The organism is Peribacillus asahii, assembly GCF_004006295.1.
GTDB classification, from domain to species: domain Bacteria; phylum Bacillota; class Bacilli; order Bacillales; family DSM-1321; genus Peribacillus; species Peribacillus asahii_A.
Window position 1 is genome coordinate 4377167 of the sequence record NZ_CP026095.1, and the last position, 23796, is coordinate 4400962.

General features: G+C 38.8%; 23 protein-coding genes. 2 read left to right on the forward strand and 21 right to left on the reverse strand.

Annotation, left to right across the window (positions count from 1 at the left end):
* Nucleotides 1–3 precede the first annotated feature (3 nt).
* The 17 genes from BAOM_RS21645 to secA all read right to left on the reverse strand — a co-directional run bounded on the left by BAOM_RS21645 (nt 4) and on the right by secA (nt 20418).
* Complete coding sequence (locus BAOM_RS21645; protein WP_127762063.1) at nt 4–477, reverse strand: flavin reductase family protein; 474 nt, start codon at nt 475–477, stop codon at nt 4–6.
* Between the two features lie 42 nt (nt 478–519).
* A complete protein-coding gene (locus BAOM_RS21650; protein ID WP_127762064.1) occupies nt 520–1707 on the reverse strand; it encodes an acyl-CoA dehydrogenase family protein in 1188 nt (395 codons plus the stop codon).
* Nucleotides 1708–1996: 289 nt separating this feature from the next.
* Nucleotides 1997–3853, reverse strand: a complete 1857-nt coding sequence (locus BAOM_RS21655; RefSeq protein WP_127762065.1) for a V4R domain-containing protein — start codon at nt 3851–3853, stop codon at nt 1997–1999.
* Between the two features lie 247 nt (nt 3854–4100).
* Entirely contained in the window at nt 4101–5123 is a 1023-nt protein-coding gene (dmpG, locus tag BAOM_RS21660) for a 4-hydroxy-2-oxovalerate aldolase (protein ID WP_127762066.1), read from the reverse strand.
* Nucleotides 5124–5148: 25 nt separating this feature from the next.
* A complete protein-coding gene (locus tag BAOM_RS21665) occupies nt 5149–6033 on the reverse strand; it encodes an acetaldehyde dehydrogenase (acetylating) (RefSeq protein WP_127762067.1) in 885 nt (294 codons plus the stop codon).
* 30 nt (nt 6034–6063) lie between these two features.
* Nucleotides 6064–6864, reverse strand: a complete 801-nt coding sequence (locus tag BAOM_RS21670; RefSeq protein ID WP_127762068.1) for an IclR family transcriptional regulator — start codon at nt 6862–6864, stop codon at nt 6064–6066.
* A gap of 200 nt (nt 6865–7064) precedes the next feature.
* Nucleotides 7065–7334 carry an iron-sulfur cluster biosynthesis family protein gene (locus BAOM_RS21675; RefSeq protein ID WP_127762069.1) on the reverse strand — a complete coding sequence of 90 codons (270 nt, stop codon included), beginning with the start codon at nt 7332–7334 and terminating at the stop codon, nt 7065–7067.
* A gap of 159 nt (nt 7335–7493) precedes the next feature.
* Complete coding sequence (locus tag BAOM_RS21680; RefSeq protein ID WP_127762070.1) at nt 7494–8681, reverse strand: PDZ domain-containing protein; 1188 nt, start codon at nt 8679–8681, stop codon at nt 7494–7496.
* A 205-nt stretch (nt 8682–8886) separates the two neighbouring features.
* Nucleotides 8887–10332, reverse strand: coding sequence for a S41 family peptidase (locus BAOM_RS21685; RefSeq protein ID WP_127762071.1), 1446 nt, complete (start codon nt 10330–10332; stop codon nt 8887–8889).
* Between the two features lie 530 nt (nt 10333–10862).
* A complete protein-coding gene (locus tag BAOM_RS21690) occupies nt 10863–11768 on the reverse strand; it encodes a nuclease-related domain-containing protein (RefSeq protein WP_127762072.1) in 906 nt (301 codons plus the stop codon).
* 169 nt (nt 11769–11937) lie between these two features.
* Nucleotides 11938–13242: a murein hydrolase activator EnvC family protein gene (locus BAOM_RS21695; protein WP_127762073.1), complete on the reverse strand. Its 1305-nt coding sequence runs from the start codon at nt 13240–13242 to the stop codon at nt 11938–11940.
* Nucleotides 13243–13303: 61 nt separating this feature from the next.
* A complete protein-coding gene (ftsX, locus tag BAOM_RS21700; RefSeq protein ID WP_127762074.1) occupies nt 13304–14197 on the reverse strand; it encodes a permease-like cell division protein FtsX in 894 nt (297 codons plus the stop codon).
* Nucleotides 14187–14873 (reverse strand): cell division ATP-binding protein FtsE, encoded by a 687-nt coding sequence (gene ftsE / locus BAOM_RS21705; protein WP_127762075.1) that lies wholly within the window; start codon nt 14871–14873, stop codon nt 14187–14189. The genes ftsX and ftsE overlap by 11 nt, the downstream gene beginning before the upstream one ends.
* Nucleotides 14874–15082: 209 nt before the next feature.
* Complete coding sequence (gene cccB / locus BAOM_RS21710) at nt 15083–15403, reverse strand: cytochrome c551 (protein ID WP_127762076.1); 321 nt, start codon at nt 15401–15403, stop codon at nt 15083–15085.
* A gap of 50 nt (nt 15404–15453) precedes the next feature.
* Nucleotides 15454–16317: a YitT family protein gene (locus BAOM_RS21715; RefSeq protein WP_127762077.1), complete on the reverse strand. Its 864-nt coding sequence runs from the start codon at nt 16315–16317 to the stop codon at nt 15454–15456.
* Nucleotides 16318–16561: 244 nt separating this feature from the next.
* Nucleotides 16562–17660, reverse strand: a protein-coding gene (gene prfB / locus BAOM_RS21720; RefSeq protein ID WP_127762078.1) for a peptide chain release factor 2 whose coding sequence is annotated in 2 segments (ribosomal slippage) — nt 16562–17587 and nt 17589–17660 — 1098 coding nt in all. Because the reading frame shifts where the segments join, the coding sequence is not laid out codon by codon here.
* Between the two features lie 247 nt (nt 17661–17907).
* Nucleotides 17908–20418, reverse strand: coding sequence for a preprotein translocase subunit SecA (secA, locus tag BAOM_RS21725; protein WP_127762079.1), 2511 nt, complete (start codon nt 20416–20418; stop codon nt 17908–17910).
* A gap of 290 nt (nt 20419–20708) precedes the next feature.
* On the opposite strand from secA, the gene BAOM_RS21730 reads away from it, so the two are divergent.
* Nucleotides 20709–21032, forward strand: coding sequence for a helix-turn-helix domain-containing protein (locus BAOM_RS21730; protein WP_127762683.1), 324 nt, complete (start codon nt 20709–20711; stop codon nt 21030–21032).
* Between the two features lie 67 nt (nt 21033–21099).
* Here the strand turns inward: BAOM_RS21730 and BAOM_RS21735 are convergent, their stop codons facing one another.
* Entirely contained in the window at nt 21100–21225 is a 126-nt protein-coding gene (locus BAOM_RS21735) for an anti-repressor SinI family protein (protein ID WP_127762080.1), read from the reverse strand.
* Between the two features lie 406 nt (nt 21226–21631).
* On the opposite strand from BAOM_RS21735, the gene BAOM_RS21740 reads away from it, so the two are divergent.
* Nucleotides 21632–22129: a L,D-transpeptidase family protein gene (locus BAOM_RS21740; RefSeq protein WP_127762081.1), complete on the forward strand. Its 498-nt coding sequence runs from the start codon at nt 21632–21634 to the stop codon at nt 22127–22129.
* 113 nt (nt 22130–22242) lie between these two features.
* On the opposite strand, the gene hpf is transcribed toward BAOM_RS21740, so the two are convergent.
* From hpf to fliS, 3 genes are all read right to left on the reverse strand, one after another.
* Nucleotides 22243–22788 carry a ribosome hibernation-promoting factor, HPF/YfiA family gene (hpf, locus tag BAOM_RS21745; RefSeq protein ID WP_127762082.1) on the reverse strand — a complete coding sequence of 182 codons (546 nt, stop codon included), beginning with the start codon at nt 22786–22788 and terminating at the stop codon, nt 22243–22245.
* Nucleotides 22789–23036: 248 nt separating this feature from the next.
* Entirely contained in the window at nt 23037–23381 is a 345-nt protein-coding gene (locus tag BAOM_RS21750) for a flagellar protein FliT (protein ID WP_127762083.1), read from the reverse strand.
* Nucleotides 23381–23782 (reverse strand): flagellar export chaperone FliS, encoded by a 402-nt coding sequence (gene fliS / locus BAOM_RS21755; protein ID WP_127762684.1) that lies wholly within the window; start codon nt 23780–23782, stop codon nt 23381–23383. The genes BAOM_RS21750 and fliS overlap by 1 nt, the downstream gene beginning before the upstream one ends.
* Nucleotides 23783–23796 lie beyond the last annotated feature (14 nt).

The window sequence follows — 23796 nt, forward strand, 5'->3', positions numbered from 1 at the left end:
TTCTTATAAAACAGCTGGCTGTTCTTCAAGAGAACGGTATTTTCCATTGAAGAAAATAAGAGGTTCCTTTTCTTCTAAGTGAATATCCGTTACTTTCCCGATAAACAGGGTATGATCCCCTTCAACATGTTCCGCTGATACTTCACAAGCAACTTGTGCAATAGCACCAGGTAAAACTGGTTTATTGTCTAATCGACCGAATTCTACTTGACGATCTTTAATCTGTCCTGCAAAAATCATCGACATTTCTTGTTGGTCAGCAGCTAAAATATTGACAGTAAAGATGCCGCTTTCTTTGATTTTATTTAAAATTTTGGCTTTTTCACCAATGGAGATGACAACAAGCTTCGGATCAAGCGAAACAGACATAAAGGCATTGGCTGTCATGCCGTGAGCTTCCCCTTCTACTTCCGTGGCTATTACCGTTACTCCTGTGGCGAATCTACCCATTGCTGTACGAAATTGACGATCATCCATGATTTTATACCTCCATAAAAATTGTTTATAGTTAAGCGGCTATTATCCTCGAACGCCGCCTTCAAATCCAAATAATTCTTTACCATAGGCTGCAACAGAATCTTCATATAGAGACGTTTTATGTGTCGCTACTGCCATAAGGTCACGGAAGAACAATTCCATTGCACCACCTTTGTACAGTGCACCTCCGCCTAAAGTTAAAAGAGAACGATAAGCGATATCTGTACAGGTTTTAATAATTTTTGTCCGAATAGCGAAGAATTCTGAACGTGGTACCTCTATACCTAATTTCTTACTATCATCAAGTAACTGAATATATTTATCCATCAACGCTTCAGCTACATGAAATTCTGTTGTCATTTCAGCGATAACACGTTGGCTTCTTGGTGATTCGCTTTCACGTACACCATCGACAAGTCGGATACGCTTTTCTGTTTGCGTCTTAAATTCTTGTAAGATTCGTTCCGCACCGCCGAGCGCAATGCTTGGGAAGCCAACATAGAAAGCTGGGAAGTAAGGAACATCATAGTATGGATAATCGTGATCATACTCTTCCATCGGTGGACGGCTCACTTTATCAATTTGTTCTAAACGAATAATCCGTTCGAATGGAATGTACACATTATCGACAACTACTTGGTTACTACCTGATCCACGTAATCCGAATGTATCCCAGTTTTTCACAATTCCCACTTCTGATTTATGGAACATTGGCATGCAGATTTCAGGTTTTGTGCTATCAGGGAATTCCATCATAACGCCTAGGCCGATCCAATCACTGTAAAGAACTCCACTTGCAAAATTCCATTTTCCATTTACGCGAACACCACCATCACCATCAGGCTCCGCTTTTCCAACTGCTGCGAAGACGTCACAGATTAAACCGCCATCTTGTATAATTTTTTCTCCTTCAACTTCTGGAAGATAAGCTGGCAGCGAATTGTGTAATGGGTAAAGAAATGTTAGCCAAGCTGCAGAAATATTGTAATTGGCAACCTTGCGAATAATTTTTGAAAATTCAGCGAAATCAACTTGTGGAAAGCCATATTTTTTTGGAAGCATTAACTTTGAAATTTGCGTTTCTTTCATCAAATTGATAACGTTTTCAGAAATAGTTGCATTTTCTTCTGCTGTTTTAGCTTCCTGTTCTGCTAAACGACCGATTTTTTCTGCCCCTTCTAAAAGCTGTTCAAACGTCATATTTTTATTATCTAATGTTTGAGATCCCATGTTATTTGCACCTCTTTTTACGTATTTTTTAAAACTAGAAGAATGAGTGTATCAATTTTGTTATCGCTTTCATTTCCTATTTAAGGAGTTTTCCCCTCCTCATTTATCTAATTTAATTGTAGTTAAGAAACAACATTCAAACTAGAGCAATAATTGTCCTTAAATTGAATTTATTCAGACATTTATTGCTCTGTATACATCAAAGATCCTCTATGGCCTATAACCAGAACCATCAAAATTAAACTTTTTCATATAAAAAAGACCAGCTAATGATAGCTGATCTCGCTTGCTATAGAATTGGCAATTCGTCAGTGACAATTAACGATTTAATAAGCAATAACAATTGATGAGCTTCGTTTGAATCTCGAAGGTCTTTGTCAAGAATCCCTTCAATCTTTTGAATACGATGTCGCAATCCACTCATCGACAAAGCCAAATCACTCATCGTCTGTTCTAATTTCCCACCATTCAGTAGAAAAAAATAGAGGGTTTTTAGCAGTTCAACCGCTTTCGGATCTTCTATATTATATAATGAACCAAGCTCCTGTTTGGCTACAGAACGAATACTGTTGATATTTTGAGAATTGATTAGAATACCAATAATACCGAGTGAGCGAAACGGTACAACCGGTTTTTTCGTTGTTAAACGTAAAGCAACAAGCGCCTCTTCATAAGACTTGAATGCATTTGATGGGTTATCAGCAAGATTGCTGATGCCAATTTTAAAATGTTCTTGTGGGTATTTTTTATTTAAAAAATGATAGAAGTCATTCATCTCTTCTTCAATGGATGATGAGACTGCTTTTTTTGGGATAAAACAAACAATTTTCTGGTCACGATGTCCTGCCAATATCGTTTGCTTTTTGTCGTGGAAATAACTGAACGATGCTTCATAAAATTGCTCTTGAAATAAATAATCTTCCTCAATTGAACAGTTCTTTTTTTTATATGACAGCACTACTATATAGTAAGGTTGAGCAAGATTAAGTCCAGCGTAGCGACCTCTTTTTATGATTTCATCTGCTGTAAATTTCCCTTCTAAAATCTCTTCTAAAAAGTTACCTTTCATGCGTTCAAATGATTCAAATTTTGTTTTTTCATTTAACAAAACAAGCGAAACAGCATTGGCAAAACGATCTAAAAACAGATAATCTTTTTCCTGACGACTGTAACCGTCCTCTGCTTCATAGATTAGCGAGCACCATCCTAATATTTCTCTTTGAACAAGTACAGGTGTCAAAAGCCGCTTTTGTCGATTAGTTTGAATCATCTTTTTGCGAAATTGTAGAAGCTCTTTGGACATATACTGATCTATATATTGATCCATATCTTCTTTTAATTCCAAATACTGTTCTTCAGACAATCCAGAATGCACGATAGTGCGAGCGTCTATACTTTCTACAATCACTGGAATCTGCATTGTTTCATACATCATGTCTACAATCTTTTGCAAATACTGACCATTGATTACTTCTTCAGTCATATTCTTTTGAAAATCCGACAGTTGTGTTATGAAGTTTTTTTGCTCTAACAACTGGTCGTACGTGTATTTCAGTTCGTTTACAATAGGCGTTTCATTGTAAAGTTCAAGTTCTTCCGGCATGTCATGGGCCCATTCTTCTTTCGTTTTTACCACCCATTGACATTCGTCATGCCCTTGTGCAATGCAAGTCAATTCTTTTGCAAGAAGCGGCTGGCCAAAGATCGTCGACATAAACCCGCTTGCATAGCCAATTAACGTATGACAAACCGGTTTATCAGAAACACCAGATTGCTTAAGATGCTCTTCACCTTCATAAGAGCCGAGCCAAGCTCCTTGTCCTAATACATTTTTCACCTTTTGCGATTCATCAAAATCAACTTGACACTCATGGCGGAATCCACGAATATGGCCGTTTTCAATATGCAGCAGTGGACCACTTTTTATTAACTCTTTTAACGGTGCATCACTTTTCATTGCTTCTTTGCCATCATGCGCCCCCATCTCCCAACCAAAATGAAACAAAAAGCTCTTTGCACGTTTGGTGCCAATATTTCGGACGAGATGCTCACGAATGATGCCAAATGCTGATGATGGATAAACAATTTTACGCTCACACTCTACTATCTCAAAACTATTACCCTGTTCGGCAATCTGGATTTTCATATGAATCTCTCCCTCTCATTAATTAGCATTATAAAAGAAAGCGCTTACTAATAAAAGCACAAGGCGCCTGCCTATCGGCGACAAGCATAAGACGAGACAGCTGGAAGGCTGTTGTTTAGCATTAGAGTCGATAGCGTACGAAACTAGACAAAAAGCTAAGTACCAAAAATTTATATTTTCCTATCCTTTAAAATAAAGAAAAGAATGAGAGAAGAGTGACTCTCTCATTCCAATGTCAGCTATTTTATTATACTAAAGTACGCTTCGCTTGAGCAATTTCTGCTGCTACATCCAAGATCATATCCTCTTGGCCGCCAACTACTTTACGTTTTCCTAATTCAATTAAAATATCGCGTGAATCGATATTAAATCTTTCAGCTGCGCGTTTCGCATGAAGAGCAAAGCTTGAGTATACCCCAGCATACCCTAGAGTAAGACTATCTTTTGTAATTTCTTGAGGCGTTTGCAAAATCGGAGCCACAATGTCTTCTGCCAAATCCATCATTTTATATAAATCTACCCCTGTTTGAATTCCCATCCGTTCAAGAACGGCTACAAGTACTTCTGTTTGTGTATTACCAGCACCTGCTCCTAAGCAGCGAACACTGCCATCAATACGAGTAGCTCCTTCTTCGATTGCAGCAAGTGTGTTTGCCATTGCAAGAGATAAATTATTATGACCATGGAAACCTATGTTAATGCCTACAGATTGTTTAAGCGCACGAATACGTTCACGAACTTGGTCTGGAAGGAGATAACCCGCTGAATCAACAACATATACATTATCTGCTCCATAGCTTTCCATTAATTTTGCCTGCTCTACTAATTTTTCGACCGGTGCCATATGGGCCATCATTAAAAATCCGACCGTTTCCATTCCGAGTTCTTTTGCATAAGCAATATGTTGTGGAGCGACATCTGCCTCGGTTACATGAGTTGCAATACGAGCCATTTTTGCACCTAAATTGGCTGCCTCTTTTAATTCATGCAGGGTACCGATACCTGGTAATAATAAAACAGCAATTTTTGATTTATCAGCAACAGAAACTGCTGCTTCGATTAATTCCATTTCGTTTGTCCTTGATAAACCGTACTGTAAAGACGATCCAGCTAATCCATCTCCGTGTGATACTTCGATATAAGGGACATTTGCGTCATTCAATGCTTTTGCAACTTTACGTACTTGCTCTACCGTGTATTGATGAGAAATCGCATGGCTTCCATCTCGCAACGCTACCTCAGTGATAAGGATATCTTTTTTAGTTGTCATTGTGTGTTATACCCCTTTCTACAGCTCAAACTGTTTCTTTCGTTAATAAGTTTTTTGCGAATTCTTCTGCTATTTTCACGCCCGCCGCTGTCATAATATCAAGATTTCCTGAATATTTAGGTAAGTAATCTCCGGCACCTTCTACTTCAAGGAAAATCGTTACTTTATTTCCGTCAAAGATTGGCTCTGTACGAACACGATAGCCAGGAACATATGATTGAACAACTTTCGTCATTTCTTCAATTGATTGCTTAATTGCTTCTTCGTCCATTTTTCCTTCTTCTACAAGAGTATAAACTGTATCACGCATAAGAATCGGTGGTTCTGCAGGATTCAAGATAATAATTGCCTTTCCTTTTTTAGCACCTCCAACTACTTCAATCGCACGTGAAGTAGTTTCAGTAAACTCATCGATATTTGCACGAGTTCCAGGTCCTGCGCTAAGACTTGAGATTGTTGCAACGATCTCAGCATATTCAACTGGACTTACTCGGTTTACTGCATGGACCATCGGGATTGTCGCTTGACCGCCACAAGTAATTAAATTGATATTATCCTTATCTAAATGCTCTTCAATGTTCACTGCTGCACACACATATGGACCTACAGCAGCAGGAGTCATATCAATCACTTTTTTCCCTGCTTCTTTTAACACTTTTGCATTGTAGAGATGAGCCTTGGCGGATGTTGCATCAAAGATAATATCAGCCAATTCTGGTGTTTCGAGAAATCCATCGATTCCCTTATCAATAGCCACATAACCTAATTCTCTCGCACGACGTAACCCGTCCGAATGTGGATCAATCCCAATAACAGTCGTCAGCTCTAAAACTTCAGAGCGTCCTAGTTTTATCATAAGATCTGTACCTATATTTCCTGAGCCAAGAATAGCAACCTTTACTTTTGACAAAATATTCTCCCCCTAAACTATAAATATATTTTAAAAACTCTCTAAACCCGTTTCTATTGGATTATTTCCTTCCCTATAACCTAAACAACTTGAAATTTCAGATGCAGCTCTTTTAATTTTCATTATTACTTCTGGCATCCGCACTTCGTCAAACCTCATTTTAGGTGCGGCACAACTAATGGAAGCGATTACTTTTCCTTGATGATTAAATATTGGAGCGGCTACACATTTGAGCCCTAATTCGATCTCTTCATCATCAATGGCATAGCCCTTCTCCCGTATTGACTGTAAATGATTTTTTATATCCGTTATATTCGTCATTGTATACTTTGTATACGCTTCCAACGCAGCAGATGATAAAACCCTATCTATTTCATTTTCGCTTTGGTAAGCCAGAATCACCTTACCAACACCTGTACAATGAACCGGAGCTCTTTTTCCTACATGTGAATAGATGGTAAGGGCTCTCGCTCCTTCCACTTTTTCAATATAAATCACTTCGTCTTGCTGTCGTATAACTAAATGAACGGTTTCATTAAGTTCATCCACTAGATTCCCAATAATTGGTCTAGCAACTTTTCCAATATCAAGCTGTTCCCCCACAAAATTCCCCAATTCGAAGAGTTTGATCCCCAACTTATACTTCAAATCATCTGGGTTTTGTTGAAGGTAACCCCTATGTTCTAAAGTCTTGATAATCCCATGAACCGTACTTTTTGATAAGTTTAGTTTTTGACTTATTTCTTTAATACTTAGTTCTGGATTTGAAACCATGAACAATTCTAGGACATCAGCAGCCCTTTCAATCGATTGAATAAGACGTTCAGCCACTCTCATCCCCCTCTATGTTCGTCATTGTCGAATGACGTTCGTAATTTACCCATTGGATGTTATTATAGTAACCCTTATTTATAACTCGTGTCAATATATTCTGATAATTTATACTATATATTAACTATCCGAAGCCTTATAAACGATAAAAAGGCCTATATCATAACAGATATAAGCCAAAAATGATTTTTGATCCAATATTATATAACTTCAAATTGTTTAAAACCAGTCTGATCTGGTATAAAATCTATTTGTTTATTATTGAAATAATGGTGCTCACCTTTGTCTATAATAAAATGCATTCCATTCATAACAAATTCAGTATCATTTGTCTGGATAGATTCTTCAAAAGTCAATTTCAGTTTCATGAAACAACTCTTACGCATTTGGAGCCGAATTAGTTTATTTGAATCTGTTAATTTTAACCTGTTCTGCAGTTCTGTTTTTGCTGATTGTGTTATAGTAAACACGAAATCACCCCTATGCTCATTTTACCTTTCAGCAGAGCTAAAAGGCGTGTGAAACCACATTTTCAAACGCCTAAGCCAAAAATTTTCTAAATCAACAATATTCATTAACAAAACCATTTTTTAAAACGACCTATTCTAATCCATTATGAAAAATCACAATCACATTACTTGAAGGTCCTTCAGTTGACTTTCAACAAACAACAACCCAAGTTCATAATGCTCTCCTTCAAATAACGCTCGTTGTACAAGACGCATCTCTCCATTGTTCCCAATCACTTCAAGCTTACAGTGAGCCCGATTCTTTTGCAGAGCTTGGTAGAGCTGCGCTTCTGTTTTTACGACAACACCATTAATTTTGGAGATGATTTCTCCTTTTTCAAGACCCATTTTGTCCGCTGGAGTGTGCGGGATAACTCCAAGAATCTTAACACCCTTTGCACTTTGCGAGAAGTAAAATGGACGTTTGTCATCAGCCGTTTTCTGTAGATAATAGATTAGTTCACGCCCTGCTAACGCAAGGATGGCCGTCACAATTGCGAGCACTGGATACCAATAGCTTAGAAGCGCAAGTACTGTCATAAAGAAACCTAAAGAGACAACTTGCTTTCCATGAGCCCTGACCGCTTGTTCTGGAATCGTTCCTTGCACGTTCTGGGTAAAACCAATGATGACTGGAAGGACAATTGGCGCAATCTGTGCTTCACCAATTGAAAAGATTGGATACCACGTAAACGGTGCAGAAAGTTCCCCGCCGGGAATAAAAACAAACATCGGAAGCAACCAAATTCTGCGTGATGCATATAATCCAATTGTTTGTCCCCGCTTAGAAACAGTGAACTGCGGTGTCATAACTTTGGCACCATTTCGCTGAATAATAAACCCTTCAGCAATTAACAAAAGCCCAAGCAAAATAGCCAATGTTGGATAGATAGCCTTCTCTAGCTGTTCAAAATACTCATTCCATACCGGAAGCTGCACGTTTTGTTGATAAATGAAAAATACGATAAAAAATGTCAACGAAAGCGTGTAAGCTGGCGATAAGAAACGGAACTGGAACGTCAACGCCAGTACTAGCGTAACAGCTGTTAGAATAATCATAGCTGCTATTGGGATGGCCAGCCCTGTCCCAAGCGTAATAATCGAAAGAATCAGACCCCATAGAAGTCCTTGCGGCAACAAGCCCTGCCATTCATGAGAGCTATCCAAAATTTTCGTATTAAAATTGCGCCGTTCTTGCTTCACACGTTGAGATCCAATCCACCAGCATAATATCAGAGACAAATAAAACAATGGATTTAAAAAGAGTTCTCCTAATCCAACTAAGCACGCAATCAGCCAGTCTGTCATTAAATCTCCACCACCTTTGCTATCTCTTATTCTACCAAAAATACAGTAGCCGGTGGAGGGTCGGATTCATTAATTGAAAGATTAGATGAAGAATCTCTTTTTTAGATAATAAGACACTGTTAAAAGGCGTGCGAGACCGTGGTCACGCACGCCTGAGTCAGAAGTTGTATTACCTTTCAAAGTCTTTAGATACATGACATAGTAGCTACTCATTAATTCGGCTAAACGATGGACTGACTACATATTTAACCGCTGTCCTTAGCTGCACATCATTCTTTTCATCTTGAATCTTTTCCAAAATACTGGATTCTAACTTTGAGGCAGTTTCGCGGTCAAGCTTTCCAGTTACGTTCAATTTTTTCACTTTCTGAAAGGCTTTAATGGCCACTTCTGTTTGTACATCAAAATAGCCGTCTTCTCGTCCTGTTTCAAAGCCTAGCCCTTTTAACATCGCTTGAGCATATTGAATTTGTTCATCCGTCATATCCCGTTCCAATGTTTTTTCAACCGTTAAAGGATGGACATTGAAAAAGCGAGGCTGCTGTACTTGAATGGTCGGCTCAATTCCTTTTTTGTGAATCCAGTTTCCTTCTGGTGTTAACCATTTGTATAGGGTCAGCTTAAGATTGCTGCCATCTCCCATCTTCACTGCTTGCTGAACTGTTCCCTTACCAAATGTTTTCTCTCCAACCAGCGGATAGCCTCCAGCCTCTTTCAGAGCTCCTGCTAAAATTTCCGATGCTGAAGCACTTCCTCCATCCGTTAATACGACAATCGGATAACCCTTTTCCTTTGTTAGCTTTGTGTAAAAAGATTCTGTGTTTCCAGATCGCTCGGCAATTTGCAGGAAAGGTTTTTCTTTTGTAATAAATTCTTCTAAAATGGCTTGAACACTAGAAAGCAAGCCGCCTGGATTACCGCGTACATCAATGACAAGTCCTTCCATCCCTGCTTGCTCTAACTTGCTCAATTGCTCTTTAAAATCCTTTGCCGTATTTTCCGAGAAGGTCGTTAATTCAATATAACCGACTTTCTTGCCTGCTTCTTCTTTTATAGAGGAAAAAACCGTATCCAGCGGAATTTCTGCCCGTTCAATACTAAATTCAATCGGTTTATTAATCCCCTCACGTTTAACTTCAAGTTTCACAACGGTGCCTTTTTCTCCACGAATCTTCAAACGAGTTTCATATAAATCTAACCCTTCTACGCTTTCTCCATCTACTTTTACAATTTCATCTTTTGGCTTTAAACCTGCTTTTTCGGCTGGGGAATCTTTATAAGGAGAGACAATAATAATTCTCCCCTCTTCCATTCCAATTTCTGTACCAATTCCCTCAAAGGATGAATCGAGCGTTTCATTGAATTGTTGGGACATCTCTTTGTTCATATAAACGGAATACGGATCCTTTAAGGTGGAAACCATCCCTTGAATCGCACCTTCAATTAATTGATCACTCTCTACTTTCTCCACATATTGATTCAAAATTAAGTGATAAGCTTGTTCGATTTTATCCCATTCCTCTACTTCATTTCCCATTCGCTTGCTCTGCTGCCCGCTATCCTTTTGAAAACTTGTCCAATATAAACCACCAGAAAACCCCATCAATAGCGAGACGACAATCACTAACGGAAGCACCCATTTTTTAGTCATCCTATTCACCTTTTCTACTCTGTAATGTACTTCACTATATGAGTAAATTAGGAGAAATATGATGATATTTAGAAAAGCGAAAGCTCTGAAGCTGATTACCTATCTATTACAAAAAGAAGGCTCATGAAGAATGAATTTCGGGACAGCCTCTCCGTTTAGGTGGACAAACTGGCCTTCAACCGGGGGATGAAGGACTTTTTCCTGCCTTCCCACACACCAAATGGCCTTCATCTGCTTCATGAAGGACTTTTCCCTGCATTTCCACACGCGAAATGGCCTTCATTCGGGGCATGAAGGACTTTTCCCTCCATTCCCACACACCAAATGGCCTTCATCTGCGTTATGAAGGACTTTTCCCTGCCTTTCCACACACCAAATGGCCTTCATCCGAGCTTTGAAGGACATCATCCTGCATTTAAACAAACAAAAAGCCCTTCATCCAAGTCATGAAGGACACTATCTAGGGGGACATTAAAGAATATCCCCCAATAAAGTTTTAATTTAGAAAGTAGATAATTATCATTCTACTTTTATTGATAAAAGGACCACTGATGAACTCCCACTTTTTTATAGTTTTTCTCTAGAATCCTCCTTATCCTCTTTTTAGACTTCACTACTTTACACCAATCATAGATTAGATTTGTGGTAATTTTTTGTTTAGGAAAAAGAAGCTTAAGTTCCTCCACACTTTGCATTATAGTTGTTTCAGCCAATTCTTTATGGCCACATCCTTTACAAATACATTTGTGTCCCTGGACATAAATTGCAAATGAATCACACTTTACACATGTCATTCCCTTTCGTAACTGATCATAATCATAAGGTGGTAGCTGTTGAAAAGGGGAATCTTCAATATGCAGCTCAACTAATTTGTCGGCTAGCATTTTGTGCTTTTCATTTAGTTTTAAAGATATCTTATTTAGTTTGTTTAAATAACGATTAACCTGTGTCGGGAAAATAAATGGCTTGTTGAGAGGTGATTGGTATAGGGTAAATTCCGGATTGATAAAAACAACTGAAGCATTAATAGGGAGATTAAATCCAAGATTGTGGAGTAACTGGCGTAACAAGGATTCGCTTCTACTCAATTGGTTGATTGGATTAATAATTTCAAATTTCGGGTTCTTATATATTCGGTCAGATTCATAATAATAGTCCCCTTCATAATTTTTCACTTCGTAAAAGTAAATGGCTTCTGACGTAATAATAAGTGAGTCAATTTGAAATAGGCTGCCATTCATTTTGAGCAGCAGATCATTTAATATCAAGCATTCGCACTGCAGCTTTTCTGTGAATGTATCAAAAATCCCCTCCCCTTCATAGCCCTTTTCAAGGTTGAAATATTGCTGACTCTCATTGTCAGAAAGATTCATACGAATATTTAACGACTTCAGAATTAGTAATCGAGATGACTTAGTACGAGATTTATACGCCATAACCCACATCCTTTCTTGGTTTTGAAATTCTACATTTATTTTAATGAATATTTTGTTAAAAGTCATAAGTTTAAAAAAGAACTAACGGAAAACATAAAAAAGCAGGTGGAGGGTTTTCCTCCACCTGCTTTATTTTAGGAGCTTATGAGACAGCTCCGTTTTTTATCAATTAATAAGAAACATAGTTTAATGGATTAACGGCATTGGATTTTGACACATTCCATGGTCCTTTATGTACCTCAAAGTGTAAATGCTGTCCGTAAGAATGACCCGTATTCCCCATAATACCAATTTGTTGACCCTTTGATACAACTTGTCCAGCACTTGCTTGACGAGAGTTTAGATGCGCATAAACCGTCGTATATAACTGGCCGCCAATCGAATGAGAAATAAAGATAACATTTCCATAAGAATCTGAGTAATAAGAGCGGCTCACGACTCCATCTGCGGCTGCAACAATTGAAACATTTCCACTTGCGGCAATATCAATTCCAGCATGCTGCTTGTTCCAGCGCGGCCCCATTTGAGATGTGACAACACCTGCAGATGGTCGCGTGAAACTGCCTGATGAAACAGGAGCCTCTTTTACAGCAGCTGATGATGAAGACGAAGATGGTGACGATGATGCTGCTGATGAACTACTTGCTTGCTGCTTCGCTTCTTCTGCTGCTCTTTTACGAGCCGATTCAGCTTCTGCTAAACGTGACTTTTCTAGTTCAATCGCCTTTTTAATCGCCGATTCCTGTGCAGCAAGGTTCGCTGCTTCTTCCTCAAGACCTACTTTATACTCTTCTGCTTCTTCATGTTTGTGCTTCAGCTTTTTCTGAAGTGCTTCTTTTTGCTGCTTTTGCTTCTTTTGCTTCTCTTCCAATTTTACTAACTCAGCCTTCATCGATTCTAAGCTGGCTAATTTGTCTTCTACTGCTTTTTGCTTTGTTTCTAACTCTTTTTTATCCTGCTCATGTTGTATTAAAATATCGCGGTCTGCTTCAGCAATTGTGGCTACCGCATTCACACGATCAAGGAAGTCACTAAAGCTAGATGAACCAAAGATTACTTCTAAATAATTCACATCGCCGCCTGATTCTTGGAAAGAAACAGCTCGGTCTTTCAATACTTCATTTCGTTTTGCAATTCGATCTTTCAACACAATAATCTCTGCTTTTAACGCTTCGATTTCTGCTTTTGTTTCAGCAATTTGATTATTTTTTTGCTCAATTTTACTTGCTGTTTCTTCTAAGTTTTTCACAAGGTCTTCCAGCTGTTCCTCAACGGTTAGCTGCTGAGCTTCCAATTTATCAATTTCTGCTTCCGTATCCTTAATATCTACTTTTATATCAGAACGCTCATCTTGAATGCTCTTTTTCTTTTCATGTAAATCCGAAAGAGATTCAGCATAAGCTGCTGGAGCTGTAAATATACTGCTCACTCCCAATACAAGAGCTGCGTTCAATGCTATCATTTTCTTCTTCATTTCTTACATTCTCCTTTCTTCTCCAAAAATCTGAGCTTCAAGGAGAAGGTTAATCATTTGCTTATACTTTCAAAAACTTTCTAACAGACATTAAGCTTCCCCACATACCAATTATCGCTCCGAGTAACAGTAAAACCGTAGAAACTTGGAGAATAAATGTACCAGTCGGCAGCATTTCTAAATATTTAATCGTAAATTGCGGCATAGCCCATGTATATAATTGAGAATAAAAAATGGAAATTAACGCTATCGGTACAATAGAACCGAAAACACCTAACCATAATCCTTCAAGGAAGAACGGCCAACGAATAAATGAATTCGTTGCTCCTACGAGTCTCATAATCTCAATTTCTTTACTTCTCGCAACAATCGTAATCTTAATGGTATTAGAGATTAAGAACATAGCTGTGAATAGCAATCCAGCAATTAATACAATCCCTATATTTCGAGCAATATCTACAAAGCTAAATAAATTTTCTACAAAACCTTGACCATAGTTCACGCTTTGAACAAGCTCAATTTTTTCAATTTTTTTCGCGACTTTAACCACATCTTCTGGCGTTTTCGTTTTAATAATATACGCATCACGAAGCGGGTTATCTTGTTCAAACGGTTTAAACACATCACCGTTTTCACCGAGATCATCAATTAAATTATCTAACTCTTTATCCCTCGGAGAAAACACGACCGTATCCACACCAGAAATCTTTTTCAAATCCTTTTCAATCGAAACTCGATCAGCATCGTCCGCTGCATTGTCCAAAAACGCTTTAATTTCAACATCATTCTGCACATTGTCCGCAATATGATTTAAATTCATCATAATCACTAAGAAAACACCGACTAATAACAACGTGACCGTTACAGCACTAATCGATGCAAAGGTCATCCAGCCATTACGCGCAATGTTTTTAAAGCTTTCACGGAAATGACGACCTAACGTACTAATTCTCATATCCGTACTCTCCTCGCTGCTCATCTCGAACAATGCGGCCGCCTTCAATCGCAATAACGCGATGTTTGATATTGTTCACGATGTCTTTATTATGTGTCGCCATGACAAGCGTCGTACCACGTCGATTAATCTCTTCAAATATGTTCATAATATCCCATGATGTTTCTGGATCTAGATTTCCTGTCGGTTCATCGGCAATAACCACTTTAGGATCATTCACAATCGAACGGGCAATCGCGACACGCTGCTGTTCTCCACCTGAAAGTTCGGTTGGCTTCATTCTGGCCTTATGCTTCAGTCCAACAAGGTCCAATACTTCCATTACTCTTGGTTTAATGTCAGCAGGATTGGTTTCGATTACTTCCATAGCGAAAGCTACATTCTCATAAACCGTATACTTCTCTAATAATTTAAAATCTTGGAATACCATGCCGATATTACGGCGAAATAGAGGGACTTTCGAGTTGCGAATACTTGGAAGGCTAATCCCATTAACGATAATATTCCCTTTTGAAGGCTTCTCTTCGCAGTACATCATTTTAATAAATGTTGATTTACCGGCTCCACTTGGACCGACTACATAAACAAACTCACCTTTTGCAATTTTCACATTAATTCCATTGGCAGCTACTACGCCATTGGGATATGTCTTAGACACATCTTTCATTTCTATCATATAAAAACCACCTAATTAGTTTTTAAATTCTATCTTCCTTCGACAAAAAACAACAAGAAACTACCTTCTTTTTACTCACAGACACCATTATAACATCAAACTTTGACAATTTAAGAATAAATATATTACAATTTGGTTTCATTTGGAACACAAAAAAAGCACCTCAAACAGGTGCTTTTGAACTATTTTTTTAAAAATAATCGTTGTTCTTACTTTTTCTCCGCTAACCATTCCGCTACTTTAGCTGCGTCATTTTCATCTAATAAGCCTTTCGGCATAGCTCCCTGCCCTTCTAAAATCACTTTCTCAATATCTTCTTGTGATAATTTAGAACCAATTCTATCTAAGTCCGGGCCTGAACCGCTTACTAAATCACCCCCATGACAAGCAGAACATTTATTTTCATACAACTTAGCAGCGTCTCCAGTACCTGCTGTATCTGTTGTTTCAGCGCCTTCATCATTTCCACCTCCGCAAGCAGCTAGTACGAGTGATGTTCCCATTAATAAAGCGAGTATTTTCTTTTTCATGAATAATCCCCCTCCCGAGTATATTTTACCCAAATCCTATTATAGCAACTTTATACACGTTTAAAACCCTCGCCAAGTACTTCAGAAGCATCCGTTACAATGACAAACGCTTTAGCATCAACTAGTTTGACCAATTGTTTCAGTTTCGTGAATTCGGACTGATCGACGACACACATTAAAATCGGTCGTGCATCATCCGTATATCCACCTTGACCAGAAAGCCTTGTAACACCACGGTCCAACTCATGTAATATAGCCTTCCTCACTTCAGGTTCTCTATTCGTAATAATCAAGGCAAGCTTAGAGCGATTAAAGCCAATTTGTACAAGGTCAATCGTTTTGCCCGTCGCATACAAGCTAATTAACGCATACAAACCCTTTTCAATATCGAACACAAATGCAGCACTTAGTACAATCAGTCCATCTATGATGGCGACACACATCCCTAACGATAAATGCGTATATTTATGAACAATTTGCGCAGCTACGTCCGTTCCTCCTGTTGAGGCCTTGCCAAGAAAAACAATACCTAAACCGCACCCAACAAGAATTCCTCCACAAATAGAACCGAGCAAAGCATCATTCGTCCACGGCTCCCAGTTTCGTGTCATAAACACAATAAACGGCAAAAAAAGCGTACCAATCAGTGTTTTTACACCAAATTGCATCCCTAAAAAAATTAATCCAGCAATAAACAACGGGATATTGAACGCCCATTGCACATACGCGGGCTCAAACCCAAACGTCGCTGCAAAAATGGTACTAATCCCACTAACTCCACCTGATGCAATTTGATTCGGTAACAAAAACACATTAAAAGCAATCGCAATTAACGCCGAACCAATTAAAATAAATATGTATTCTAAAACCTTTTCGATGACCGGATGCTGCGGCTCTCGACGTCGCTTTCTCACAACAAATTCCTCCTTATACTACCAACCTTTAGCTATAATTTTCATTATAAGTTAGTATTTGACCGAAAGTAGTATAACATCCGCTCTCCTCTCGGTAAATGACAGCGTGATAAAGTGTTAAAGAGTGGAGCTACCTCGGTGCCTTTACAATAATCTCGCCAATTTTAAAGATAATCTCACCAATTCAAGACCTAATCTCGCTAAATAAAAAAAGAGCATCCAAATTGGACACTCTTCACAAAAATTATAATTTTGAACGTAAGTAAGAATCAATAAACAAGTCAAGTTCTCCGTCCATAACCGCTTGAACATTTCCTGTTTCCGTTGACGTACGGTGGTCTTTAACCATTGAATATGGATGGAAGACGTAAGAACGAATTTGGCTTCCCCAGCCAATTTCCTTTTGTTCCCCACGAATTTCATCTAATTCAGCTTGTTGCTGCTCTAATTCACGTTGGTATAACTTCGCTTTCAACATATTCATCGCTTGAGCACGGTTTTTGATTTGTGAACGCTCTGATTGACACGTTACAACTACACCGGTTGGGATATGCGTAATCCGCACCGCTGAGTCCGTCGTATTAATGTGCTGACCACCAGCACCTGTTGCACGGTACGTATCAATTTTCAAATCTTCTGTACGAACTTCAATTTCAATATTCTCATCGAATTCCGGCATTACTTCACAAGAAACGAAAGAGGTATGGCGACGACCTGATGAATCGAATGGAGAAATTCGAACTAAACGATGTACCCCTTTTTCTGCTTTTAAATAGCCATAGGCATTATGACCTTTAATGAGCAACGTGACACTCTTAATGCCCGCTTCATCACCTGGTAAATAATCTAACGTTTCTACTTTAAAGCCTTTTTTCTCAGCCCATCTTGTGTACATACGAAGCAGCATAGAGCCCCAATCTTGTGACTCTGTACCACCCGCACCAGGATGCAATTCAAGAATAGCATTGTTTTTATCATATTCTTCGCTTAATAAAAGCTGAAGTTCAAAATCATTCATTTTTTGAGAAAGAGCAACAATCTCTTCTTCCAGCTCTGCCTGTAATTCCGCATCGCTTTCTTCCTTCACTAACTCATACGTTAAATCAAGGTTTTCATATGTTTCTGTCATTTCCGTTAACTGATTTACAGAATCTTTCAAAGCATTCGCTTCATTGATAACCGTTTGCGCTTTCTGCTGATCATTCCAAAAATCAGGATGCGTCATTTCATTTTCTAGCTGTGCGATTCGTGCCTCTTTTTCATCTAAGTCAAAGAGACCCCCTAAAGTCCGCTAATCGCTGAGCTGTTTTTTCAAGGGTATTTCTAATTTCCGCTAATTCCATTTCTTTCACCTCATAAATATGTTAATCATCCTTCTAAACTATATGCAAAAAATGTTCTATAAGCAAACAAAACATGAGAAAAGCGCAAGCGCCTTGGTCAGCCCCGACAAGCGCTGGAAAGCCAGAAGGTGAAGTCGCTCTTTGACTTCATCGGCTGGATTGAAGCGACTCGAGGGGCTAGGCGCTGGAGCTAGACAACAAAACATGAAAAGAGGAACCGATATTCGTTCCCCCTTTTCTATCTATCTTAGCCTAAAGTGCCATGACAGTTTTTATATTTCTTTCCACTACCACACGGGCATGGTGTATTGCGTCCTACTTCATCCTGCTTACGAGCGGGCTGCTTCTTCGCCTTGCCGCCTTCCTCTTTCGGATTCACCGCTTGCCCTTTCATCACTTCTTTACGCTCTAGGTTATTGCGAATTTCCGCTTTCATAATATATTTTGCCACTTCATCTTCCATCGCAGCAACCATATTCTCAAACATCGCAAACCCTTCGTGCTGATATTCACGGAGCGGATCATTTTGTCCATAAGCACGTAAATGAATGCCTTGGCGCAATTGATCCATCGCATCAATGTGATCCATCCATTTACTATCTACTGCACGAAGCACGATAACTTTTTCAAACTCACGCATTTGCTCAGAAGAAAGCTCTTCTTCTTTCTCATTATAGCGCTCTTTTACTTTATTAAAAATAAGCTCAAATAACTCTTCTTCATCTTTGCCGCTTACATCATCAATCGTTACAGTACCTTCATTTAAAAGGTTGCCGTTCACATAATCGATTAAACCTGACGTATTAAAGCCTTCCTCGTCACCCATTGGCGCAAATGACGAGATAGTTCGCTTAATAGAAGCCTCCATCATTTGTTCAACAATTTCACGAAGGTTTTCACTTTCTAACACATCGAAACGTTGCTTATAAATGATTTCACGTTGCTGACGTAACACATCATCATATTGCAATAATTGCTTACGTGCATCAAAGTTATTTCCTTCTACTCGTTTTTGCGCAGACTCAACAGCTTTTGAAACCATTTTACTTTGAATCGGCTGTGAATCATCCATACCAAGACGTGCCATCATATTTTTCATATTATCGGAGCCGAAACGACGCATCAATTCATCTTCCATAGAAAGATAAAATTGAGTCACACCTGGATCTCCTTGACGACCAGAACGTCCACGCAGCTGATTATCAATCCGGCGGCTTTCATGACGTTCCGTACCAATAACCGCAAGACCGCCAAGCTCCTTCACGCCCTCACCAAGCTTAATGTCTGTTCCGCGTCCTGCCATATTCGTGGCGATCGTCACCGCGCCTCGATTACCTGCATTCGCAATAATTTCCGCTTCACGCTCATGATTTTTCGCATTTAGCACATCATGATGAATGCCTTTTTTTGCCAAATATTTCGAAATAATCTCAGACGTTTCAATCGCTACCGTACCAACAAGAACAGGCTGTCCTTTTTGATTACGTTCTGCGATATCTTCAACAACTGCTCGGAATTTTCCATCCATCGACGCATAAATTAAATCCGCACGGTCATCTCGAATGACGTCACGATTCGTTGGAATCGCAATAACATTCATATTATAAATATTGCGGAATTCCTCTTCTTCCGTTTTCGCTGTACCTGTCATACCTGATAGCTTTTCATACATACGGAAGTAGTTTTGGAACGTAATCGTCGCAAGCGTCATGCTTTCATTTTGAATCTCCAGCCCTTCCTTCGCCTCAATCGCTTGGTGAAGTCCATCGCTATAACGACGCCCTTTCATTAAACGTCCTGTGAATTGGTCAACGATGACAACTTCACCGTCTTGAACAACATAATCCACATCGTTATGCATCGACGCATGTGCTTTTAATGCTTGATTAATATGGTGATTCAGCGCTACATGGTTAATATCGAATAAGTTATCAATATTAAATCCTTTTTCCGCACGGTTAATTCCTTCTTCCGTTAACTGAACACCTTTTGTTTTTTCATCATATGTGTAATGTAAGTCCTGTTGCAGCGTTCGAACAAAAGCATTGGCTTGCATATATAATTGTGTCGATTTCTGAGCCGAACCTGAAATAATTAACGGTGTTCGTGCTTCATCAATTAAAATCGAATCGACCTCATCAATTACCGCATAATGCAATGGTCGCTGTACCATTTGTTCCTTATAAAGAACCATGTTATCTCGTAAATAATCAAAGCCTAATTCATTGTTCGTACTATACGTAATATCTGCATCATAAGCAGCTCGTTTCTCTTCTTTAGACAGGCTATTTAAGTTCAAACCGACCGTTAAGCCCATAAATTCAAATAGCTTTCCCATTTCCGTCGCATCACGCTCTGCCAAGTATTCATTGACTGTGACAACATGAACACCTTTCCCTGTCAGCGCATTTAAGTAAACCGGCAATGTGGAGGTTAACGTTTTCCCTTCCCCTGTCTTCATCTCAGAGATGTTTCCATCATGAAGGGCTGCTCCCCCCATTAACTGAACGCGGAAAGGAAACATGCCTAAAGCTCGCTTCGCACCTTCACGAATGGCAGCAAAGGCCTCAACAAGCAAATCATCGACTGCTTCACCCTTTTGGTAACGCTCTTTAAATTCGTCCGTTTTCCCGCGCAACTGCTCATCCGTCAGGGCTGCCATCTGATCGGCTAACGCCTCAATTTGATCAGCCGTTTTCTCTAAACGCTTCACTTCACGCTTATTCGGATCAAATACTTTATTCAATATATTAAGCATTCAAAAACGCTCCTCTTGTTATAAAAATATATATAGTAGGAAGAAACTCATCATCAAAAAGAATATTCTCATTTATCTTACCACTTCTACCCTACTCGTACAACTTCATACCACTATAACAAGGAACTCTCATATTTCTCACAAAAACATTGGCTAAACGAACTAGACCCTGTAAAATGGAAAGTAAATAGTTATACATAGAAACAGACGCGATGCTAAAACACCTATTCAACTAATGTATGGATATACTTACTAATAAAGTAGAAAATGTCTCAGGATGTGGTTAAATGATAATCGGTGCACGAGTGAAAAAACTTCGTCAGGAAAAGAAAATATCAATGACTGAACTGGCAGAAAAAGCGGGAGTTGCGAAATCCTACTTAAGCTCGCTCGAAAGAAATTTACAAACGAACCCCTCTATTCAATTTCTCGAAAAAATCGCTGCCGTTCTCGATGTCCCCATTGATGCGCTCCTTTTTGATAAACCGAACAGAGAAAGCCTTGATTCCGAATGGCTCAAAATCGTTGAAGAAGCGATGAAGTCAGGTGTATCTAAACAACAATTTAGAGAATTCATTGAGTTTAATCAATGGAGAAGTAAACAAGAAAAATAATTGGCTTTATAGAAAAAACCCGGAGCATAAATCGTTCATTTCCAAATCCATTTGCGTCCGGGTCCGTCTATTCAATCGCTTCTTGTTCTTTATAACTCGTTAAAAAAAGGAGAATGTCTTCTTTCGTTATGCCTTTATTAAGGGCCTCCATTATTAATTCCACCCATTCTAGATCTAGCGTTCGCTCACTCATGGCACCCTCCTAAACTACTTCTTGTATATTAGGTTTTAGGATCTAACTACTAAACTATATTGATTTTAACAAGTAGACCTGTTTAACTACTAAAGGATAATCGAATAAGCCTATTATAATAGATTCATTCTTTTTCATCGAGCCATTTGCTGTCGCTAATCTGCGAAAATTACCAATTTTTCATCGACACTCTTTGCAACTTTCCTATTCTTTTACCAATTTCCGCGCCGTTTATCATAAGAAAAAAAGGGGATATCTTCATTTCATGCAATAAAAAGGCGACTTTTGTTCTTTTTTAAGAATAAAAATCACCTTTTTCCTATTTTCACAGTATTAAGGACTTTCTACACAAATAGGCATTCTCCTTAATATATATGATAAAAAAAGAAGGAAGGAATGACCGATTATGTTCCATATCGTAAAATATGGTGAAACGCTGGCATCCATCGTCAGGGATTATCGTGTTCCTTTTGCCCAGCTAGTGGCGGCTAATCCGCAAATCACAAATATGAATCTCATCATGCCAGGACAGCGCATCCTTATCCCCGGCCTGCCAGATCCTAATACGATTCCTTTTCACCTAGTTGTGTCAAAAAATAAACGCACACTACAACTATTTCGTCAAAATCAACTTATCAAAACCTACCCGATTGCAGTTGGCAAAATGCTATCGGCAACACCCGTCGGCCAATTTGTCGTTGTGAACCGCGAGCCCAATCCAGGCGGCCCATATGGAGTCATGTGGCTTTCCTTGTCCAAAGCAGGCTATGGCATTCACGGTACCAATGATCCCTCCTCCATTGGAAAAGCCGTATCAAAAGGATGCATTCGGATGCATAACAAAGACGTACTCGAACTAGCCAGACAAATCCCAAACGGAACTAGAGTGATGATTCAAAGTTAAGTTATCAACAGATTTATACACATAATATCCACAACTCGAAAAGTCGCTGTGACTTTTTTTAAAACGACATAAAAAAACCGCTGAATGTCAGCGGCTTTTTTCGTCAAGTCTATTTATTTCGTTTCAATCAATCCGTAACGGCCATCTTTACGACGATACACAACATTTGTTGCATTTGTATCAGCGTTTGTATAAACGAAGAAATTGTGACCTAGCAAATTCATTTGCAAAATCGCTTCTTCACTGTCCATCGGTTTCAAGTCAAAACGTTTATTACGTACAACTTCGATTTCTTCCTCTTCCGTTGCAACAGTTGATTCAAGCCCTACAGCAAATAGTTCTGCTGGTGATCCATTTGAACGGAATCTACGGTTTACTTTTGTTTTATGTTTACGAATTTGGCGTTCAAGCTTATCATTAATTAAATCAATGGCTGCATACATATCAGCATTTTCTTCTTCGGCCCGAAGAACCAAATTCGACATTGGAATTGTCACTTCTACTTTAGATGTATGATCTGGATTCACTCTTAAATTGACCGATACATTAGCATCTGGAGTGCTATTAAAATAACGCTCTAGCTTGCCAACTTTCTTCTCTACGTATTCTCGAATTGCTGGAGTTACCTCAATGTTTTCACCGCGTACGTTGTAATTCATAAAGTGAGTCCTCCTTAAATTAAGACTATACATTAACATTCTATGGACCGCTTCCAAATTCCTCTAAAATTCGAGAAAAATTTACATCGAATGAGTGGAAAGTGAATCGGAACCGGTGAGAAAGAGTTGTATCTTTCTCTATCTTTATTATAGCAGAATTTTCTGAAAAGTAATAATGAAAAGACTGTGAACGATTGTTTTTTTTGAAAGAAGACCGCTTGGAGTTCAAGCGGTCATAATCTACCTTATTAATTTCGTTTATCGTAAAACACGCCATCTGTTGCAAGAGATTCATAGGGATTCGTATATTTCTGATTCGATTTCTTCTGAAGACTAAGCTTCTTCATATCTTGTTGAATCTCTCGTTTCTGCTTTTGCAGCAACTGTTCTACTTGTTGATTCAGTTGGACAAGCTGCTTACCTAATGCTTGTTCGGGTTCAGAAAATGGCGGTTGAATAGACTTTAACAGTTCGTCTCGCTGATTGAGTAAAGCCTGTATCTGTTCAATTCGAACATCCCGATCTCCTTCACCTTGCTGCAACACTTGGATTAACTCATTTGTTGCTTCATAAAACGTTTGAAGAGCTTCCATTAAGCTTGTCCGCTCGTCGTAAATTGACTTTGACGATTCAATTGAATCGCTTCCTTCCATGTATCACGAAATTCTGTAACAAAGCCTTCTACTTCCTCTAAAATAGCCAAATCACTTTTAATATTCGCTTCAACTAGTTGACGATGCAAGTAATCATACATCACCATTAGCTGCTTCGAAACGTTCACGTCCATATTTAACGTAACCATCAATTCATGAATGATATTTTGCGCCTTGATTAAATTTGTATTTTTCACTTCTACATTTCCATCACCGATTGCCTTTTTGGCCAATATAATGAACTTTAAGCATCCATTATAAAGCATTAATGTCAGCTCTCCTGGCGATGCTGTGTTCACTGCATTTTGTTGATACGATTGATATGGATTATTCATAGCCATCATCATTTCATCCT

Coding starts and splice junctions, on each gene's coding strand:
- BAOM_RS21645 (WP_127762063.1), bottom strand. CDS start 477: ATGGATGATCGTCAATTTCGTACAGCAATGGGTAGATTCGCCACAGGA.
- BAOM_RS21650 (WP_127762064.1), bottom strand. CDS start 1,707: ATGGGATCTCAAACATTAGATAATAAAAATATGACGTTTGAACAGCTT.
- BAOM_RS21655 (WP_127762065.1), bottom strand. CDS start 3,853: ATGAAAATCCAGATTGCCGAACAGGGTAATAGTTTTGAGATAGTAGAG.
- dmpG (WP_127762066.1), bottom strand. CDS start 5,123: ATGACAACTAAAAAAGATATCCTTATCACTGAGGTAGCGTTGCGAGAT.
- BAOM_RS21680 (WP_127762070.1), bottom strand. CDS start 8,681: ATGACAGACTGGCTGATTGCGTGCTTAGTTGGATTAGGAGAACTCTTT.
- BAOM_RS21685 (WP_127762071.1), bottom strand. CDS start 10,332: ATGACTAAAAAATGGGTGCTTCCGTTAGTGATTGTCGTCTCGCTATTG.
- BAOM_RS21690 (WP_127762072.1), bottom strand. CDS start 11,768: ATGGCGTATAAATCTCGTACTAAGTCATCTCGATTACTAATTCTGAAG.
- BAOM_RS21695 (WP_127762073.1), bottom strand. CDS start 13,242: ATGAAGAAGAAAATGATAGCATTGAACGCAGCTCTTGTATTGGGAGTG.
- ftsX (WP_127762074.1), bottom strand. CDS start 14,197: ATGAGAATTAGTACGTTAGGTCGTCATTTCCGTGAAAGCTTTAAAAAC.
- ftsE (WP_127762075.1), bottom strand. CDS start 14,873: ATGATAGAAATGAAAGATGTGTCTAAGACATATCCCAATGGCGTAGTA.
- cccB (WP_127762076.1), bottom strand. CDS start 15,403: ATGAAAAAGAAAATACTCGCTTTATTAATGGGAACATCACTCGTACTA.
- secA (WP_127762079.1), bottom strand. CDS start 20,418: ATGCTTAATATATTGAATAAAGTATTTGATCCGAATAAGCGTGAAGTG.
- BAOM_RS21735 (WP_127762080.1), bottom strand. CDS start 21,225: ATGAGTGAGCGAACGCTAGATCTAGAATGGGTGGAATTAATAATGGAG.
- BAOM_RS21740 (WP_127762081.1), top strand. CDS start 21,632: ATGTTCCATATCGTAAAATATGGTGAAACGCTGGCATCCATCGTCAGG.
- hpf (WP_127762082.1), bottom strand. CDS start 22,788: ATGAATTACAACGTACGCGGTGAAAACATTGAGGTAACTCCAGCAATT.
- BAOM_RS21750 (WP_127762083.1), bottom strand. CDS start 23,381: ATGGAAGCTCTTCAAACGTTTTATGAAGCAACAAATGAGTTAATCCAA.
- fliS (WP_127762684.1), bottom strand. CDS start 23,782: ATGGCTATGAATAATCCATATCAATCGTATCAACAAAATGCAGTGAAC.